Annotated in this window: 18 protein-coding genes, 1 tRNA gene and 1 pseudogene; 4 read left to right on the forward strand and 16 right to left on the reverse strand. The window is 67.7% G+C overall.

Going from position 1 to position 17,159, the window contains the following annotated elements; translation table 11 throughout:
- Positions 1-120 precede the first annotated feature (120 nt).
- Together rsmD and coaD are read left to right on the forward strand one after the other, a co-directional pair.
- A pseudogene (rsmD, locus tag Q0632_RS14670) lies at positions 121-684 on the forward strand (16S rRNA (guanine(966)-N(2))-methyltransferase RsmD); the annotation flags it as partial.
- Between the two features lie 65 nt (positions 685-749).
- A complete protein-coding gene (gene coaD, locus Q0632_RS14675) occupies positions 750-1,250 on the forward strand; it encodes a pantetheine-phosphate adenylyltransferase (RefSeq protein ID WP_298931531.1) in 501 nt (166 codons plus the stop codon).
- 50 nt (positions 1,251-1,300) lie between these two features.
- Here the strand turns inward: coaD and Q0632_RS14680 are convergent, their stop codons facing one another.
- Positions 1,301-2,005, reverse strand: coding sequence for an alpha/beta fold hydrolase (locus Q0632_RS14680; RefSeq protein WP_298931447.1), 705 nt, complete (start codon positions 2,003-2,005; stop codon positions 1,301-1,303).
- 61 nt (positions 2,006-2,066) lie between these two features.
- Between Q0632_RS14680 and Q0632_RS14685 the strand changes: the two genes are divergently transcribed.
- Positions 2,067-2,741, forward strand: a complete 675-nt coding sequence (locus tag Q0632_RS14685) for a histidine phosphatase family protein (RefSeq protein ID WP_298931449.1) — start codon at positions 2,067-2,069, stop codon at positions 2,739-2,741.
- Here the strand turns inward: Q0632_RS14685 and Q0632_RS14690 are convergent.
- From Q0632_RS14690 to Q0632_RS14720, 7 genes are all read right to left on the reverse strand, one after another.
- Complete coding sequence (locus tag Q0632_RS14690; protein WP_298931451.1) at positions 2,696-4,024, reverse strand: tetratricopeptide repeat protein; 1,329 nt, start codon at positions 4,022-4,024, stop codon at positions 2,696-2,698. The two genes, Q0632_RS14685 and Q0632_RS14690, sit on opposite strands and share 46 nt — an antisense overlap.
- Entirely contained in the window at positions 4,014-5,450 is a 1,437-nt protein-coding gene (locus Q0632_RS14695; protein ID WP_298931453.1) for an amidase, read from the reverse strand. The genes Q0632_RS14690 and Q0632_RS14695 overlap by 11 nt, the downstream gene beginning before the upstream one ends.
- A gap of 12 nt (positions 5,451-5,462) precedes the next feature.
- Positions 5,463-6,947 carry an ABC transporter substrate-binding protein gene (locus Q0632_RS14700; RefSeq protein WP_298931455.1) on the reverse strand — a complete coding sequence of 495 codons (1,485 nt, stop codon included), beginning with the start codon at positions 6,945-6,947 and terminating at the stop codon, positions 5,463-5,465.
- A gap of 76 nt (positions 6,948-7,023) precedes the next feature.
- Positions 7,024-7,845, reverse strand: coding sequence for an ATP-binding cassette domain-containing protein (locus Q0632_RS14705; protein WP_298931456.1), 822 nt, complete (start codon positions 7,843-7,845; stop codon positions 7,024-7,026).
- Complete coding sequence (locus tag Q0632_RS14710) at positions 7,842-8,834, reverse strand: ABC transporter ATP-binding protein (RefSeq protein ID WP_298931458.1); 993 nt, start codon at positions 8,832-8,834, stop codon at positions 7,842-7,844. Before Q0632_RS14710 ends, Q0632_RS14705 begins: the two co-directional genes overlap by 4 nt.
- A complete protein-coding gene (locus tag Q0632_RS14715) occupies positions 8,835-9,704 on the reverse strand; it encodes an ABC transporter permease (protein ID WP_298931460.1) in 870 nt (289 codons plus the stop codon).
- Positions 9,701-10,651 carry an ABC transporter permease gene (locus Q0632_RS14720; protein WP_298931462.1) on the reverse strand — a complete coding sequence of 317 codons (951 nt, stop codon included), beginning with the start codon at positions 10,649-10,651 and terminating at the stop codon, positions 9,701-9,703. Before Q0632_RS14720 ends, Q0632_RS14715 begins: the two co-directional genes overlap by 4 nt.
- Before the next feature lie 45 nt (positions 10,652-10,696).
- On the opposite strand from Q0632_RS14720, the gene Q0632_RS14725 reads away from it, so the two are divergent.
- Positions 10,697-10,987, forward strand: coding sequence for a YfhL family 4Fe-4S dicluster ferredoxin (locus Q0632_RS14725; RefSeq protein WP_298931464.1), 291 nt, complete (start codon positions 10,697-10,699; stop codon positions 10,985-10,987).
- Here Q0632_RS14725 and Q0632_RS14730 read toward each other — a convergent pair.
- The 8 genes from Q0632_RS14730 to Q0632_RS14765 all read right to left on the reverse strand — a co-directional run bounded on the left by Q0632_RS14730 (position 10,984) and on the right by Q0632_RS14765 (position 17,155).
- Positions 10,984-11,376: a hypothetical protein gene (locus Q0632_RS14730; RefSeq protein WP_298931466.1), complete on the reverse strand. Its 393-nt coding sequence runs from the start codon at positions 11,374-11,376 to the stop codon at positions 10,984-10,986. The genes Q0632_RS14725 and Q0632_RS14730 overlap by 4 nt on opposite strands.
- Before the next feature lie 34 nt (positions 11,377-11,410).
- Entirely contained in the window at positions 11,411-12,019 is a 609-nt protein-coding gene (gene pth / locus Q0632_RS14735) for an aminoacyl-tRNA hydrolase (protein WP_298931468.1), read from the reverse strand.
- 85 nt (positions 12,020-12,104) lie between these two features.
- Positions 12,105-12,773 carry a 50S ribosomal protein L25/general stress protein Ctc gene (locus Q0632_RS14740; RefSeq protein WP_298931470.1) on the reverse strand — a complete coding sequence of 223 codons (669 nt, stop codon included), beginning with the start codon at positions 12,771-12,773 and terminating at the stop codon, positions 12,105-12,107.
- A 127-nt stretch (positions 12,774-12,900) separates the two neighbouring features.
- Positions 12,901-13,878: a ribose-phosphate pyrophosphokinase gene (locus tag Q0632_RS14745; protein WP_298931472.1), complete on the reverse strand. Its 978-nt coding sequence runs from the start codon at positions 13,876-13,878 to the stop codon at positions 12,901-12,903.
- Positions 13,879-13,952: 74 nt separating this feature from the next.
- Positions 13,953-14,029, reverse strand: a tRNA-Gln gene (locus Q0632_RS14750).
- 35 nt (positions 14,030-14,064) lie between these two features.
- Positions 14,065-14,910 (reverse strand): 4-(cytidine 5'-diphospho)-2-C-methyl-D-erythritol kinase, encoded by an 846-nt coding sequence (gene ispE, locus Q0632_RS14755; protein ID WP_298931475.1) that lies wholly within the window; start codon positions 14,908-14,910, stop codon positions 14,065-14,067.
- Positions 14,907-15,419 carry an outer membrane lipoprotein LolB gene (locus Q0632_RS14760; protein WP_298931476.1) on the reverse strand — a complete coding sequence of 171 codons (513 nt, stop codon included), beginning with the start codon at positions 15,417-15,419 and terminating at the stop codon, positions 14,907-14,909. Before Q0632_RS14760 ends, ispE begins: the two co-directional genes overlap by 4 nt.
- Positions 15,416-17,155, reverse strand: a complete 1,740-nt coding sequence (locus Q0632_RS14765; RefSeq protein WP_298931478.1) for a tetratricopeptide repeat protein — start codon at positions 17,153-17,155, stop codon at positions 15,416-15,418. Before Q0632_RS14765 ends, Q0632_RS14760 begins: the two co-directional genes overlap by 4 nt.
- Between the last annotated feature and the right edge of the window lie 4 nt (positions 17,156-17,159).

Raw genomic sequence — 17,159 nt, forward strand, 5'->3', positions numbered from 1 at the left:
GGGCGGTGGGTTTTGGGGGGGGGGGGGGGCGCGGGCGGGGCGGCGCGCCCCCCCCCCCCCCCCCCCCCCCCCCCCGGCCCCCCCCCCCCCCCCCCCACCACCGCACCGTCCCGACCCGCGAACGAGGTGCGCATCATCGGCGGCCAATGGAAGCGCACCAAGCTCCAGGTCGCGGACAAGCCGGGCCTGCGCCCCACCCCCGACCGCGTGCGCGAAACCCTGTTCAACTGGCTGGGCCAGGACCTGGGCGGCTGGCGCTGCGTCGATGCCTTTGCCGGCACCGGCGCCCTGGGCTTCGAAGCCGCCTCGCGCGGCGCCGCACAGGTGCTGTTGGTGGAGCAGGATCCGCAGCTGGTGGCGCAGCTGCGGGCCGTGCAGCAGAAGCTGCAGGCCACGGCCGTGCATGTCGAGCGTGGCAACGGCCTGACGGCCCTGCAGCGGCTGACGCCGGGCGCGACCGACCTGGTTTTCCTGGACCCACCTTTCGATGCCGGGCTCTACGACAAGGCCCTGGCCGCCGCCCTGCCGGCGCTGGCCGCGGACGGTCTGGTCTATCTGGAGGCGTCCACGGCCTGGTCCGACGAGGCGCTGGCGCCGCTGGGTCTGGCGCTGCAGCGTCACCTCAAGGCAGGCGCCGTCCATGCCCATCTGCTGCGCCGCGCGGACGCCGCCCAAAGGTCATAATGCAGCGCAGCAAACGGCGTCCGACCGTTGCCGTTGGTTCCTTGCGTTGAGGAGAGCCCATGCCCCTGTCCCATCCCGTGATCGCCGTCTATCCCGGCACCTTCGACCCCATGACCCTGGGCCATGAGGACGTGGTGCGCCGGGCCACCCAGCTGTTCGAGCGGGTGATCGTGGCAGTGGCGGCTGGCCACCACAAGAAGACCATGTTCACGCTGCAGGAACGCATCGAGATGGCACGCGAGGTGGCCAAGCCCTACCCGCAGGTCGAGGTCGAGAGTTTTTCCGGCCTGATGCGCGACTTCGTCGTCTCCCGCGGCGGCAAGGCCATGGTCCGTGGCCTGCGCGCCGTCACCGACTTCGACTACGAGTTCCAGCTGGCCGGCATGAACCGCAGCCTGATGCCCGACGTGGAGACGGTCTTTCTCACGCCCAGTGACAAGTACCAGTTCATCAGCAGCACCTTCGTGCGCGAGATCGCCGTGCTGGGCGGCGAGGTCGACAAGTTCGTCTCGGCCACCGTGCAGCAGCGCCTGGCCGAAAAGGTCCGCAGTCTCGGCCGCGATTAGATTCTTAAGGCTCTGCAGGCCGATAGCCTCCGGCCCTGCTTCTTCATGTGCTACTGTATTTGTAGCAACTGGAGCCAGCGCAGCAGCTCCTGGTTGACGGCCTGGGGCTGTTCCATGGTCAGCATGTGGCCACTGCCAGCCAGCATCACCAGGCGCGAGCGCGGCGCCAGCGCAGCAATTTCCCGCGAGCATTCGGGCGGTGTCAGCTGATCGGCCTCGCCGCACAGCACCAGCACCGGACACTGCAGCCGCGGCAGGTGCACGCGCGCATCGGGGCGGGCGATGACGGCGCGGTTTTGCGCTACCAGCTGCTGGGCGCCGGCGCCCAGCACGAAGTCCAGGTAGGCCTGGACCAGGGCCGGCTTGTTCGCGTTGTCCGGGTGGAAAGCGAAGGCCACATTGGGCTCGATGACCTCGGCCAGGCGGCCCTGCTCGAACAGCACGATGGCCGCTTCGCGCAGGGCCTGCATGGCGGGCGTCTCCGGCCGCGCCGTCGTTCCCAGCAAGGCCAGTCCACGCACGCGCTGCGGGGCCTGGCGTGCTGCCTCCATGGCGACCATGCCGCCCATGGAGGCGCCGCACAGCAGCAGATCGCCAGGATGCTCGGCCAGCAAGGTCGCGGCCATGGCCTCGATGGTGGACGCGCGTGTGTGGGCATCGGTCACCAGCGGCCCGTGGCCATGGAGCGCGGCGAGCTGGTCGCGCCACATCGCGCTGTCGCCTGCCAGCCCCGGAAGAAGAAGGAGTTGTGCCATTTGCAACAGCTTAAGGGCAATGCCTATCGGCGCTTGGCGCAGCCCTTGGGATAATTTGCCCATGACAGAACTGATCCTGATCCGCCATGGCGAGACCGACTGGAACCGCCAGCTGCGCTTCCAGGGCCACTTCAATGCAGGCCTCAACGCCATGGGCCTGGAGCAGGCCAGGCGGCTGGGCGAGAGGCTGGCCGGCGAGCGGGTCGACAGCATCTACGCCAGCGACCTGCTGCGCACCCAGCAGACCGCCGGTCCCGCCGCGCGCGCACTGGGCCTGCCGGCAGTCACCGACGCCGCGCTGCGCGAGCAGAATTTTGGCCGTGTTGACGGCATGAGCGTGGAGGAGATCCAGGCCCAGCACCCGGGCGCCTGGGAAGGCTGGCTGCGTTTCCACGAGGACTACTGCATGCCCGAGGGCGAGTCCACTCGCCAGTTCCACACCCGTGTCATGGAAGCGATGCGCCGCATCGCAGCCGCGCATGCGGGCCAGACCCTGCTGGTCGTCACCCATGGCGGCGTGCTCGACATGGTCTGGCGCACGGCTCAGTCGCTGGGCCTGAACGGCCCGCGCCAGAGCGACATCCCCAATGCAGGCGTGAACCGTGTGCGCATGCGCGAGGGCGGCATCGACATCCTGGCCTGGGCCGACACGGCGCACCTGGCAGACATGCCCGAGCAGCCTGTCTACGATCAGAAGAAGCTGGTCGTGACGGAAGACAGCCCCAGCGACGCGTAGAGCGCCGCCGCCTGCCTTCGCAGGCGCCTGGATTCAGGCTGGGCGCGGACCTGCTGCTGCAGGATGTTCTGCGCGCCGCCCAGATGGCCGCTGCGAACCATGGCATCGAGATGGACCTGCGCGAACAGATCGCGCTGGGCATGGCTGCCGCCGATCTCCAGCATGCGCGGCAGCGCGCTTCCCAACTCTTTCACGGCAGCAGCCATGTCGCCCTCGGCATGGGCCAGCAGGCCGCGGCTGGCCGGCAGGCAGACCTGGTTCCAGGCACCTTCCACATCCTCGCGCGCGCGGGCCTCGATGTTGTGCAGCAGAGCCTGCGCCTCCGGCCGGCCTGAGCGCGCCAGGCCATAGAGGTATTGCATGTCCAGGAAGGGCAGGACCTGGTCGCCGGTGCGCTCGGCCAGGTACTGGCCCAGGTCGACCCATCGCTCGCCCACATCCACGCCGGCCAGTTCCAGCCGTGCCAGCAGCGAAACCGCGTTGATCTGATCCTGGCTGTAGGCCTTGGCCACGCCCCAGACCTGCTGGTCGTACAGGGCCAGCACCTCATCGTGGCGGTCCAGTTCCAGCGCGAACAGCGCCTGGTGCCACCAGTTGTGCGTGACCATGAAGGAGTTCAGATCCGTCCAGGTGGAGCTGACCTCCTGCAGAAAGGCGTGGCCTTCGCTGAGGCGGCCCTGCGTGAGCATCACATGGGCCAGCGCGTGGTGGGCCCAGGGTTCCTTGCGGCACATGGCAATGGCCTTGCGCGCCGCGGCCTCGGCCTCTTGCAACGCATGGCACTGCTCCCAGGCAAAGGCCAGCATGCCGTGCAGGTAGGCCACGTCGCCGGCGGCGCTCAGGGCGGCCAGGGCCATGCGCAGCATGCCGGGCGAGTCGCCGCGGTTGAACAGGTGGTAGTGGCCCAGCTTGATGGAGGCCAGGTCGCGCGGGTGCTCACGCGCCTGCTCTTCGTGCAGCACGATGGCCTTGCCGATGTCGCCATCGACCCAGGCCTTCACGGCCTGCAGGAAGCGCTGCTCGCGCTGCGTGCAGCGGTCCGCGCCGGCCAGCGCGCGCTCGATGAAGGGCCGCGCATTGCCGGGCGCGTCGGCGGACTCGGCGAACATGTGGACCGCCGCGGCGTAACCCTGGACCATGGGGCTGCCGTCATGCTGCGCTGCCGCCAGGATGTCGGCGGCGCGGGCCTCGCTGGCGATGAAGCCCTCGACGAAATCGTTGAGCGCCGGCAGGCTGGCCGCGCCCTGCAGCGTGAGCGGATTGCCGAGGCTGTCAGTCCACATGGTGCAGCGCTTCTGAGGGCGGCTGCGGCCAGGGCCGCTGGCCCTCGCGAATGAGTTCAAAGGCGCGCGAGACCTGCAGCACGCCCAGGTCGTCGAAGCGCTTGCCGGCGATCTGCAGGCCGATCGGCAGGCCGCTGGCGGTGTAGCCGCAGTTGACCGACGAGGCCGGCTGCTCCGACATGTTGTAGGGCACGGTGAAGCCGATGTGCTCCAGCGGCCGCAGCGGGTCGTTGGTGGGCGAGGGCAGTTCGGCTGCGAAGGCCGGCACCGGCGAGGTCGGCGAGATCACGTAGTCGAAGCCGCCCGTGGCCTGCACGGCGGCCAGACGCGTCGCATGGAACTGGCTGAAGGCCTTGAACACCGCTTCACCGCTCATGCCGTTGGCGCTGTCGCCCCAGGCCTGGATGTAGGGCAGGACCTTGGCCTTCTTCGCTGGCGGCAGTGCGTTCATGTCGATGCACGAGCGCATGCGCCAGAAATGGTCCATGCCGTCGAGCATGGCCTGGGTCATGAAGGGCTGCATGGGCAGGACCACGGCGCCGGCGCGCTCGAACAGCCGGGCGGCATGCTCGACTGCGGCGCGCACTTCAGGTTCCACCGCCAGGCCGCAGCCGGCCTCGAGCATCAGGCCGATGCGCAAGCCCTTGAGCCTGGCCACGCCCTGGTCATGGTCGCCCCAGGCGATGTCCTGCCAGGGCAGGTTCATGCTGTCGCGCGCGTCGGCTCCGCTGAGCACCTGCATGAACAGGGCCGCATCGGCAACTGTGCGCGTCATTGGCCCGGCCGCGCGGCCCATGTAGGGCGGGTCAATCGGGATGCGGCCCAGGCTGGGCTTGAGGGTGAAGATGCCGCACCAGCCGGCCGGCAGGCGCAGCGAGCCGCCGATGTCGGTGCCGATGTGCAATGGCCCATAGCCTGCGGCCGCCGCCGAACCCGCGCCCGCGCTGGATCCGCCCGGCGTCTTGCTACGGTCCCAGGGGTTGCGCGCCAGCTTGTGGAAACTCGACAGTCCCGAGGACAGCATGCCGTAGTCGGGCATGGTGGTCTTGGCGACGATGACGCCGCCGGATTCGCGCACCCGCGCCGCCGGCGGCGCATCGGCCGCGGCAGGGACCAGGTCGATGGCGGCCGTGCCCAGCGGTGTCGGGTCGCCCTTGGTGGCGATGTTGTCCTTGACCGTGGTGGGCACGCCGTCGATGGGGCCCAGCGGCGCGCCGCGCAGCCAGCGCGCCTCGCTGGCCCTGGCCTGCTCCAGCGCCAGCTCGGGACGCAGCAGGTAGAGCGCGTGCAGGTGCTGTTCCCAGCGCTCGATGTGGCCGAGGACGGACTGCGTGACCTCCACCGGCGAGAAATCGCGCCGGCGGTAGCCTTCAATCAGTTCGGTTGCGGAAAGTTCATGCAACGCATGGGGGGACTGCTCAGACATGCATCACCAACTTTATCCCCAGTACATCGTCGACAGGTCGTTGCACAGGATGGGCATGGCGCTCCACAGGCCCTTGACGCCCTTCTTGGCGATGGTGGGGAACTGCGGCTGGTACAGGAAGCCGTTGGCCGCGTCCGTGGCCAGGATCTTCTGCGCCTCGCCCAGCAGCTTGTTGCGTTCGGCCGCGTTGCCTGTGGTCTTGAGCTTGTCGTAGACCGCGGCAAAGGCCTTGCCTTCGTAGCCCCAGTAGTAGCCGGGCTTGGAGTAGTTGCCCAGGTCGAAGGGCTCGACGTGCGAGATGATGCTCAGGTCGTAGTTGTTGGCGCCGCCGTAGGTGTTGGACAGCCACTGGGCCCACTCCACGTTCTGCGTCTTGACGACGATGCCGATCTTGGCCAGCGCCGCCACGATGAACTCGCCGCCCTGGCGCGAGTAGGGCGGGGGCGGCAGCGTCATGGTCAGCTCCAGCGGCGTCTTCACGCCGGCTTCGGCCAGCAGCTTCTTGGCCTTCTCCACGTCAAAGGGGTTGACGCCGGTGGTGTCCACATAGCCGGGGGCGCCCGGCACGTAGTGGCTGCCGATGGGCGTGCCCATGCCGTCGGCTGCGGCCTCGATGAAGCCCTTGCGGTCCACCGCCGCCAGGATGGCGCGGCGTACGCGCACGTCGTCCAGCGGCTTGCGCTTGTTGTTGAACGCCAGGATGGTCTTGGCGCGCGTGCCGCCCAGGATCACCTGGAACTGGCCGTTGTTCTTGAACTGCGGGACGACGCGGGTGCCGATGCGCGGGAAGGCGTCGACGTCGCCGGCCAGCAGGGCGGCAGCCTGGGCCGCCGGGTCGGCGATGAAGCGGAAGGTGACCTTGTTGATCTTGGCCAGGGCCGGGTTGCGAAAGCCCGCCCACTTGGTCAGCACGGCGGAGGAGCCCTTGCTCCAGCTATCCAACTGGTAAGGGCCTGTGCCCACGGGCTTGGTGGCGTTGCTGTCGGCGCTCTTGGGCTCGACGATCACGGCCGTGGCCTGGCCCAGGAGGAAGGGCAGATCAGGGTCGATCTCCTTGTTCAACAGCACCACGGTGTAGGGATCGATCACCTGCACGCCGATGTTGGCGAAGGTGCGCTTGTCCTTGTTGGTGCTCTTGTCGCCGCCGGCGCGGGTGAAGGCGAACTTCACCGTGTCGGCGTTGAAGGGCTCGCCGTTGCTGAACTTCACGCCCTTGCGCAGCTTGAAGGTGTAGGTCTTGAGGTCGGGCGAGACTTCCCAGCTCTCGGCCAGCAGCGGCGTGATGCTGCCGTCCGGATTGATCTTGGTCAGTGTCTCCAGGATGTTGTACTGGACGATTTCGGCGATGGCCGAAGCGGCGCCGGCGGTCGGGTCCAGGCCCGGCGGCTCCAGCGACATGCCGATCACGATGGAGTCCTTGCGGCCCTGGGCCAGTGCGAACTGGGGCAGGGTGGCGGTCAGCGCGGCGGAAGTGAGAACTGTGCGTCGGTTCAGCATGAGAAAAACTCCAGGCAAGGACGAAGGGAAAGCACGAAGGTAGATTGATCGGCCGGGGATGGCAAGAGGGATTTGCTTATGCAGGGCTGACGGCGTTGCGCGCAGGCGGCTCGGCGCGCGGCACGGCGGCCAGCAGGGTGCGGGTGTAGGGATGTTCGGCCGCTTGGAACAGCTTTTCGGGCGGACCCTGCTCCACGATGCGGCCCTGGAACAACACCGCGACCTCGTCGCACAGGTGGTGCACCACGGCCAGGTCATGGCTGATCAGCATGTAGGTGATGCCGAACTCCGTCTGCAGGTCCTGCATCAGGTTGAGCACCTGGGCCTGGACCGACACGTCCAGCGCGCTGACCGGCTCGTCGGCCACGATCAGCCGCGGCCGTGTGATCAGGGCGCGGGCGATGGCGATGCGCTGGCGCTGGCCGCCGGAGAATTCATGCGGGTACTTGTCCAGGTCGTTGGCGCGCAGGCCCACCGAATCCAGGGTCTGCTGCGCGCGCTGGCGCTGGTCGGCGCGGCTGGTCCCGCCCTGGGCCGACAGCGGCTCGGTGACGATGCGCTCCACCGTCTGGCGCGGGTCCAGCGAGCCGTAGGGGTCCTGGAACACCATCTGGAAGTCGCGCCGCGCCAGGCGCAGCTCCTCGCGCGGCAGGGTGTGCAGGTCACGCCCCAGCAGGCGCACGCTGCCCGAGGTCGGCTGGTCCAGCGCCATCACCAGGCGTGCCAGCGTGGACTTGCCCGAGCCCGACTCGCCCACGATGCCCAGGCTGCGGCCGGCCTCGATGCGAAAGCTCACGCCGTTGAGCGCATGGACCTTGGGCGGCGGGCCCAAGAGCTTCTCGCGCGGCATGGTGTATTCGCGCACCAGGTTCTCGACCTGCAGCAGTGGTGCATTCATGCAAGCACCCCCCTGGTTTCGGCTGCCACGGCATCCAGGCGGATGCAGCGCACGGTGTGGCCCGGCTCCAGCGCCTCAGGAGGCGGCGCCGTGACGTGGCACTCGGGGATGGTCAAGCGGCAGCGGCCGGCGAAGGGGCAGCCGCGCGGCAGGTCGACCAGCTCGGGCACGGTGCCGGCGATGGTGGTCAGGCGCTGGCCCTTGGGCGCGCCCAGGGCCGGCCGGGCGCCGAACAGGCCCTGGGTGTAGGGGTGGGCTCGGTGGCTGAAGACCGCGGCCGTGCTGCCGCTTTCCACCACGCTGCCGCCGTACATCACCAGCATGCGTTCCACGTTCTGGGCGATCACGCCCAGGTCGTGCGAGATCAGGATCATGGCCATGCCGCGCTCGGCCACCAGTTCGCGAATCAGGTCCAGGATCTGCTGCTGCACGGTGACGTCCAGCGCCGTGGTCGGCTCGTCGGCGATCAGCAGGTCGGGGCCGCAGGCCAGGGCCATGGCAATGGTGATGCGCTGGCGCTGGCCGCCGGAGAATTGGTGCGGATAGGCGTCGGCGCGCCGCGCTGCGTCGGGGATGCCCACGCGATCGAGCAGGGCGATGGCCTGCTTGCGCGCCTCGCTGGCGCCCAGGCCGCGGTGCAGGCGCAGCGGCTCGGCCACCTGGCGCGCAATGGTGTGGACCGGGTTGAGGGCCGTCATCGGCTCCTGGAAGATCATGCCGATGCGGTCGCCGCGCAGCTGGCCCATTTGCGCGTCGCTCTTGCCCACCAGTTCCTGGCCGTCCAGGCGGATGCTGCCGCTGACGCGGGCGTTGTCCGGCAGCAGGCCCAGCAAGGACATGGCGGTGATGGACTTGCCGCAGCCCGACTCGCCCACCAGGCCCAGGGTCTGGCCGCGCTCCAGCGTGAAGCTGACGTCGCGCACCGCTGCCGCCGGCCCGCGGTGGGTCTGCAGCACGACGCCCAGGTGGGAGACTTCAAGCAAAGCCATTTATCTCTTCCTCGCCAGGCGCGGGTCCAGCAGGTCACGCAGGCCGTCGCCCAGCAGGTTCAGGCCCATCACCGCCAGCGCGATGGCCACGCCGGGGAACACGGCCAGCAGGGGTGCCTGGAACATCAGGGTCTGGGCTTCGCTGAGCATGCGGCCCCAGGAAGGCTGGGGCGGCTGCGTGCCCAGGCCCAGGTAGGACAGGGCGGCCTCGGCCAGGATGGCGATGGCGAAACGGATGGTGGCCTGGACCACCAGAACAGAGACGATGTTGGGCAGCACGTGCTCGATCGTGATGCTCAAGGCACCCTTGCCACAGGCCCGCGCCGCCAGCACGAACTCGCGCGACCAGACGGCGTTGGCCGAAGCGCGTGTGATGCGCGCAAAGGTGGGGATGTTGTAGATGCCGATGGCGACGATGGCGTTGACCATGCCGGGGCCGAAGACGGCGGTGAGCATGATGGCCGAGAGGATGGCGGGGAAGGCGAAGCCGAAGTCCGACAGCCGCATGATGGCCTCTTCGACCCAGCCCCGGCGCGCTGCCGCCAGCAGGCCCAGGGCCGTGCCGATCACCAGGCCGATGCCCACGGCGATCACGCCCACCGCGATGGAGGCGCGCGCGCCCACCAGCAGCAGGCTGACCACGTCACGGCCATAGACGTCCGTGCCCATCCAGTGGCTGGCACTTGGCGCCAGCAGCTTGGAAGCCATGTCGACCTCATACGGCGAGTAAGGCGTCCACAGATAGGACAGGGCGGCCGCTGCCGCCAGCAGCACGCTCAGGACGGCGCCGATGGCAAAGCTGGGATGGCGCAGCGCGCGGCGCCAAAAACCCGGGCCGGCCGGCGGCAAGGCGACAGCAACAGCGCTCATATGTCAGATGCTTTCACGCGCGGATCGATCACGGCATAGAGCACGTCGACCACGAAGTTGACGATGACCACCATGGCCGCCAGCAGCATTACGCAGTTGCGCACCACGATCAGATCGCGGTTGGAGATGGACTGGAAGATCAGCCGGCCCAGGCCCGGCAGGTAGAAGACGTTTTCCACCACGATGGTGCCGGCCAGCAGTTCGGCGAACTGCAGGCCCATGACGGTCACCACCGGGATCATGGCGTTGCGCAGCACATGGAACCACAGCGTGCGCCGGCGGGACACGCCCTTGGCGCGCGCAGTGCGCACGAAATCCTCGCGCAGCACTTCCAGCACGGCCGAGCGCGTGATGCGCGCCAGAATGGCGCCCTGCACCACGGCCAGCGAGATCGCCGGCAGCAGCAAGGCCTTCAGGCCCTCGAGAACGCCTTCGTCCCAACCCGGGAAGCCGCCGGCCGAGAACCATTGGAGGTGCACGGCGAACAGCAGGATCAGCAGGATGGCGAACCAGAAATTGGGGATGGCGATGCCGATCTGCGACAGCCCCATCACACCGACGTCGCCCAGCTTGTTGTGGCGGGCCGCTGCGTAGATGCCGGCCGACAGGGCGATCACGGTGGTCAGGGCCATGGCGATCACGGCCAGTGGCACCGTCAGGGCCAGGCGCTCGGCGACCAGTTCCGACACCGGCGTGCTGTAGGCGTAACTCAGGCCCAGGTCGCCCGTGAGCATGCCGCTCACCCAATGCCAGTAGCGCTCGAAGGCTGGCCGGTCGATGCCCAGCTTGGCCGCCAGCGCCTGCACCGCCTCGGGCGAGGCATCGGGGCCCATCAGGATCTGCGCCGCATTGCCCGGAAGAATCTCCAGGACCAGGAACACCACCACCGAGGCGCCCACCAGTGTTGCTACCAGGGTGATCAGGCGCTTGAAAAGGAAAAGACTCATCGAGGCGCCGATAATGCCAGAACCGTACCAGGAGGTTTTGCGCAGATGGCATTGATGATTACCGACGAGTGCATCAACTGCGATGTCTGCGAACCCGAATGCCCCAACCAGGCGATCTATCTCGGGGTGGAAATCTACGAGATCGACCCATCCAAGTGCACCGAGTGCGTGGGCCACTTCGACGAGCCCCAATGCGTGCAGGTCTGCCCCGTGGCCTGCATCCCGGTCAACCCAGCCCATGTGGAGGGCCGTGAGACCCTGTGGCAGAAGTACCACCGCCTGACGCAGCAGGAGGCCGACGCGGCAAGCCTGCCGCCGTCCCCGGGCGCGGCCTAGCCTTCTTTTTTCGCCGTCTTCTTTTTCTGCGGCTTGGCGTCAGGTTGAGCCGGTGCGCTGGCCTTGAAGACTTCGGGTTTTTTCGCCTTGGCGCTGGGCGCATCCGCTTGCGGCCGGGGCGGCGGGATGGAGACCTGCGCGGGTCTGGCCTCCTGCTTGACGCGCTCTTTTTCCATCGCGTCCGCAGTTTTGGCGTCACGCCGGGTGGCGGCGTCGGCCTGGGCCTTCTGCTCAGGGCTACGTGCGTCGCCGGCCTGCACGGCGGAGCCTCCGGCGCAGGGCTGCTGGCTGTAGCTGTGCCCGCATTTGTAGACGTTCTGGGCTGTAGCCCCCGTCCACTGGACGAATGGCGCTATGAAAAATGTAGCGAAAGCGGTTTTGCGCAGCATGGATACCCTCCTTGGCGCCACCACCTGACGGGACTCAGACGCCTTCGGGCCGTGGTGGCTTGGGCCGGGGCGGCTTGCTGGTGTGGACGATGGCCGTGGCCTTGTCCATCTCGCCGGCCAGCATGGCGGGCACGGCCTTGAGTGTGCGATCTACGCAGTCCTCGATCGCGGTCCTCTGTTCAGGCGAGGGCTTTTTCAGCACCCAGTTGATCACCTCGGCCTTGACGCCGGGGTGGCCAATGCCCAGGCGCAGCCGCCAGTAGTCGCCCGAGCCCAGCTGGGCGTGGATGTCGCGCAGGCCGTTGTGACCGGCATGGCTGCCGCCGAACTTGAGCTTGGCCTGGCCCGGCACCACGTCGAGCTCGTCGTGCGCCACCAGGATTTCTTCGGGCGCGATCTTGAAGAAGCGCGCCAGCGCCGCCACCGACTTGCCCGAGACGTTCATGAAGGTCTGCGGCTCCAGCAGCCACAGGGTCTGGCCCTGCACGCTGGTGCGCGCCACCAGGCCGTGGTAGCTGCGGTCGTGGCTGAGATTGAGCTTGAGGTCGCGCGCCAGCGCGTCGACCCACCAGAAGCCGGCGTTGTGGCGGGTGGCTTCGTACTCAGCGCCCGGGTTGCCCAGGCCGACGAACAGTTTGATCATGGGGACGGATTATCGAGGCTGCAATTGGGGGCCCGCAATGCAAACGGCCCGCCGAAGCGGGCCGTCTGGGCGCAAGCCGGGAGGCTTACTTCTTGGCGGCGGGCTTGGCAGCGGCCTTGCCATCCTTGGCCGGGGCGGCCTTGGCATCAGCCTTGGCGTCGGCTGCCGGGGCAGCGCCTGCGGCCGGCTCTTCGGCTTCAGCCACGGTCACGACCGAGACCAGCACCGGATTGGGCTTGCCGCGGGTGACGGCGATCACGCCCTTGGGCAGCGTGATGTCGTTCAGGTGCAGGGACACGCCCTTCTTCAGGCCCGACAGGTCCACCTCGATGAACTCGGGCAGGTCGGCCGGCAGGCAGGAGATGTCGATTTCGGACAGGACGTGGTTGACCACGCAGTGCTCGAACTTGATGGCCTGGGATTCTTCGGACTTGACGTAGTGCAGCGGCACCTTCATGTGCAGCTTGGTCGTGGCGTCCACGCGCTGGAAGTCCACGTGCTGGACCAGTTGCTTGTACGGGTGCATCTGCACGTCGCGCAGCAGCACCTTGCCGGTCTTGCCACCCAGTTCCATCTCGAGGATGGTGGCGTGGAACGCTTCCTTCTTCAGGGCGTGCCACAGGGCGTTGTGATCGATCTCGATCATCTGGGGCTCGCTGCCCCCGTAAACGATGCCGGGCGTGCGGCCGGTGATGCGGAGACGGCGGCTCGCACCCGTGCCCTGCTTGGCGCGCTCAAAAGCGACGAATTTCATAGTCAACTCCAGTCAAGAGCCCACCGCGACCAGTGTGGCTCCGTTTCAAAAAAGGACCGGTAGTGCCCGGTCCACTCGATGCCTCAGAACAGGTTTCGAAACCTTGAAAGGTTTTGATTGAAATCTCTTAAAAGAGATTTTCCTGGTCCGAGAACAGACTCATCACCGACTCGCCCTTGGCGATGCGCTGGATCGTCTCGGCGATCAGCGGCGCCACGGACAGCTGGCGGATCTTGGCGCAGCCGCGGCCGGCGTCGGACAGCGGGATGGTGTCGGTCACCACCACTTCGTCGAGCGCGCTGCCCTTGGCGATGCGCTCGATGGCCGGGCCCGAGAAGATCGGGTGCGTGCAATACGCGTAAACCTTTTTCGCGCCGCGCTCCTTGAGCACTTCGGCGGCCTTGACCAGCGTGCCGGCCGTGTCGATCATGTCGTCCATGATCACGCAGTTGCGGCCTTCGATCTCGCCGATCACGTGCATCACTTCGCTCACGTTGGCCTTGGGCCGGCGCTTGTCGATGATGGCCAGGTCGGTGTTGAGCTGCTTAGCGAGGGCCCGGGCCCGCACCACGCCGCCGACATCCGGCGAGACCACGATCAGGTCTTCGTAATTCTTCAGCCGCAGGTCGCTCAGCAGCACCGGCGACGCATAGATGTTGTCCACCGGGATGTCGAAGAAACCCTGGATCTGGTCGGCGTGCAGGTCCATGGTCAGGACCCGCGACACACCCACCGTCTGCAGCAGATTGGCCACCACCTTGGCCGAGATCGGAACCCGGCTCGAGCGCGGGCGGCGGTCCTGGCGGGCATAGCCGAAATAGGGGATGACGGCGCTGATCCGCTCGGCCGAGGCGCGCTTGAGCGCGTCGACCATGATCAGCAGTTCCATCAGGTTCTCGTTGGTCGGGGCGCAGGTCGACTGCACCACGAAGACGTCACGTGCGCGCACGTTGGTGTTGATCTCGACGGTGACCTCACCGTCGGAGAAGCGGCCTACGCTTGCGGCGCCTAGCGTGATGCCCAGGTGGCCCGCAATCTCGGCAGCAAGGCCGGGATTGGCGTTGCCGGTGAACACCATGAAATCGGGATGGGGAGCAACCTGCATGACGGTCCCAGAGTGTTTAACCTTGTTGCCGTACGCCCGGCGTGACGACGCGTAGACGCGCATCGTTCGAATTTTGGCAGGGGAAGAAGGATTCGAACCTTCGCATGCTGGAATCAAAATCCAGTGCCTTAACCAACTTGGCGACTCCCCTACACTGGTCGACCGCTGCAATCAGCGGCCCACCGATCAATCGTCGCTGGATGCCCATCCCGCCAAGGGATGAACCTCCAGATTGCTGCATTCCCTGGATTGCCAGCCGGCCGGAACCGGTGACAGTTCCTGGCCCTGAGGCAATCTCGCAAACACCGCGCTTCCCGAGCCTGTCATCCTACCTTGCAGGCCCTGCGTGCCAAGCCAATCGAGGGCCTGGGTGACGCCGGGGCAAAGCCTCTGGGCAACCGGCTGCAAGTCGTTACGGCCAAATCCGTAGGGGTCTGCAGCAAAGCCTGAAATTATAGCAGGCTTGGTGCTGCGGTCCAGCGCCTGGTCGCTAAAGATGCGTGAGGTTTCCAGTCCTTGCGCGGGCTTGACCACCGCAAAATGCTCCGGCGGCAAGGCGATGGGGACGATTTTCTCACCGATTCCCTCGACCCAGGCATTGCGCCCGCGCAGAAAAAAAGGAACGTCGGCACCCAGCGTCAGGCCGATGCCCTCCAGTTGCGCCAATGGCAGGTTCAACTGCCACAGTCGGTTCAGTGCCAGCAGGCAGGAGGCGGCGTCCGAGGAGCCTCCGCCCATCCCGGCCTGCGCCGGCAGCACCTTGTCGATACCGATGTGGGCGCCCAGGTCGGTGCCGGAGGCCGCTTGCAGGGCGCGGGCGGCGCGCAGCACCAGATCGTCCGCCGGCAAGGGCGCGCCCAGATCTTCCCGGCTCAGCGCGCCATCGGTGCGCAGCTCGAAGTTCAGGCTGTCGTGCCAGTCCACCAGCATGAAGGCCGACTGCAACAGGTGGTAGCCGTCGGCCCGCCGGCCTGTCACATGGAGGAAGAGATTGAGCTTGGCCGGTGCCGGGACGTCGTACAGCGCTTTCATGGCCGGTCCAGCACCACCCGCAGGTCGGCGGCGGGCGAAGGGCTCTGGCGCTGGGCGCGCAGCCTGCCCTCGCCCAGCTGGCTGAGGTCAGCCTGCCAGCCGGGGACGGCGGTGTTGCGGCCTGCCAGCCATTCGAACAGCGCCGCGACCGGAATGGCCGAGCCCGTGGCCTGGACGACCAGGGCGTCGACCGAGTCGAACTGCCGCAACTGCCCGCCGGACTGCAGGGTGGCCGAACCGGGTGCCCAGTTGAGGACCGCCAGGGTCCCGCCTATGGGGTTGAACAGCGTGAGCGCGCCCTGTGGGGCCTTGCCGCGCAGCTCGAAGCCGGCCGAGAAGGACTGGTCGGGGCGGTCCTGGACCTGCAAGGCAAGGCGCCCGGTCCAGGGCCCGATTTCAGGGTCAATTGGCCCTCTAGACCCCGTCGGATGGGCGCAGCCAGCTATCAAAACAGTAGCGACTGCGAGCCCGCCCGCGGCCAGGCGCGCCAGCGCGGCCCGGCGGCTCATGGCTTGACGCGCAGGCGCTTCAAGGTTTCCTGCAGGGTTTCGTTCTCGTTGTTCAGCAGCAGGCCTTCTTTCCAAATGGCCTGCGCCCGCTCGCGCTGGCCCATGTTCCAGAGCACTTCGCCCAGATGGGCGGCGATCTCGGCGTCGGGCTTGGCCTTGTAGGCCGTGTCCAGGATGCGCAAGGCCTCGGCCTTGTTGCCCAGGCGGAACTCCACCCAGCCCAGGCTGTCGCTGATGAAGGGGTCGCCAGGCGCGTACTGCAGGGCTTTTTCGATCAGTTCCTTGCCTTCGGGCAGGCGGACGTTGCGATCGGCAAAGGAGTAGCCCAGCGCGTTGTAGGCGTGGTGGTAGTCGGGCTTGGCCGCGATCACCTGGCGCAGCAGCCGTTCCATCTGCGCCATGTCGCCCAGCTTTTCGGCCAGCATGGCCTGGTCATAGACCAGGTCGATGTCCTTGGGATCCTTGGCGATCGCATCGGCGAGCAGGTCGTACGCCGGCTTGTACTGCTTGTTCTCGCGCAGCAGCTGGGTTTCCGCCATCAACTTGGCGCGGGCGTCGGCCGGCGTGCGTTCGGGCAGGGCGCGCAGCAGCTTTCGGGCCTCATCCAGCTTCCCCTGACGCGCCAGGATGGAGGCGCGCCGGTTCTGCGCCGACACCAGGTCCTGGGCGTTCTCGATCTTGTCCAGCCAGGCGCCGGCCAGCACGTAGTCCTTGCGCTTTTCCGCGATCTGCGACAGTGCCAGGTAGGCCTGGGCCAGGCCGCGGCTGCGGTCTTCGCCGGAGCGCTGGGCCTGCGCCAGTTCCACATAACGCTTGAGCGAAGCTTCTGCCGGACCGAGCTGATTGTCCTGGACCTGCAGGGTTCCCTGCACCAGCCAGGCTTCGGGGAAGTCGGGCTTCTCCGCGGTGATGACCTGCAGCTGCTGGGAGGCTTCGGCGTAGCGCTGGCTGTCCAACAGTGCGCGGGCGTAACCCATGCGCAGTTCTGGCAGGGGCTTGCCCTCCATGTACTTGCGCACGATGGCCTCGGCCTGGGGCTGCTTGGGATCCATCATTTCCAGGGCCAGCAGCACCGGCGCTTCGGCGCGCGGGCCGGCCGCCTGGCCGCGGCGTGCAGCTTCCAGCGCGCCTGTGCTGTCGCCCGCAGCCAGGCGCACACGGCCGACGCTGGTCCAGGCGGCGGCGCCGGTGGCCGGGCTCGCCAGGTATTCGGCCAGCGCCTGTTCGACCACGCTGGCTGCCAGCTTCTTGTCGCTCACGCGCGCATAGCTGCGCGGTACCAGGGCCAGCACGGCGCTGCGATCCTTGGCGGGGGCCAGAGCGACCTCGCTCTTGAGCGGTTCGGCGCTGTCGGCCACCCGGTTGAGCGCCAGCAGGATTTGCAACACATAGCGGTTGGCCTCCCGCGAGCCGGGGTGGGCCTGCTTCCAGGCGCGAGCCGCCTGCAGCGCCGCATCGGCCGAGCGTGACTGGAATGCGATGTCCACTGCCCGCTGGTAGAGCGCCGGGTCATTGGTCTTGCGGGCGGCATCGAGCACCAGGGCATAGCCTGCCGCAGGCTCCGTGCCGCGGGCATTGATCTCGCCCAGCAGCAGCTGGTAGAACATTTCTGCATCGAGCGCGCTGGGGATTTCGGCGGTTTCGGCCGGGGAGGTGTCCGGGGATTGCGCCAGGGCCTGCTGGCCAAGGGCCAACAGGAGCAGCGTGCCGGTGGCAAGGCGGGTGGGGCGCTTCATTGAA

Source organism: uncultured Ramlibacter sp. (assembly GCF_936925435.1).
Lineage (GTDB): Bacteria > Pseudomonadota > Gammaproteobacteria > Burkholderiales > Burkholderiaceae_C > Ramlibacter.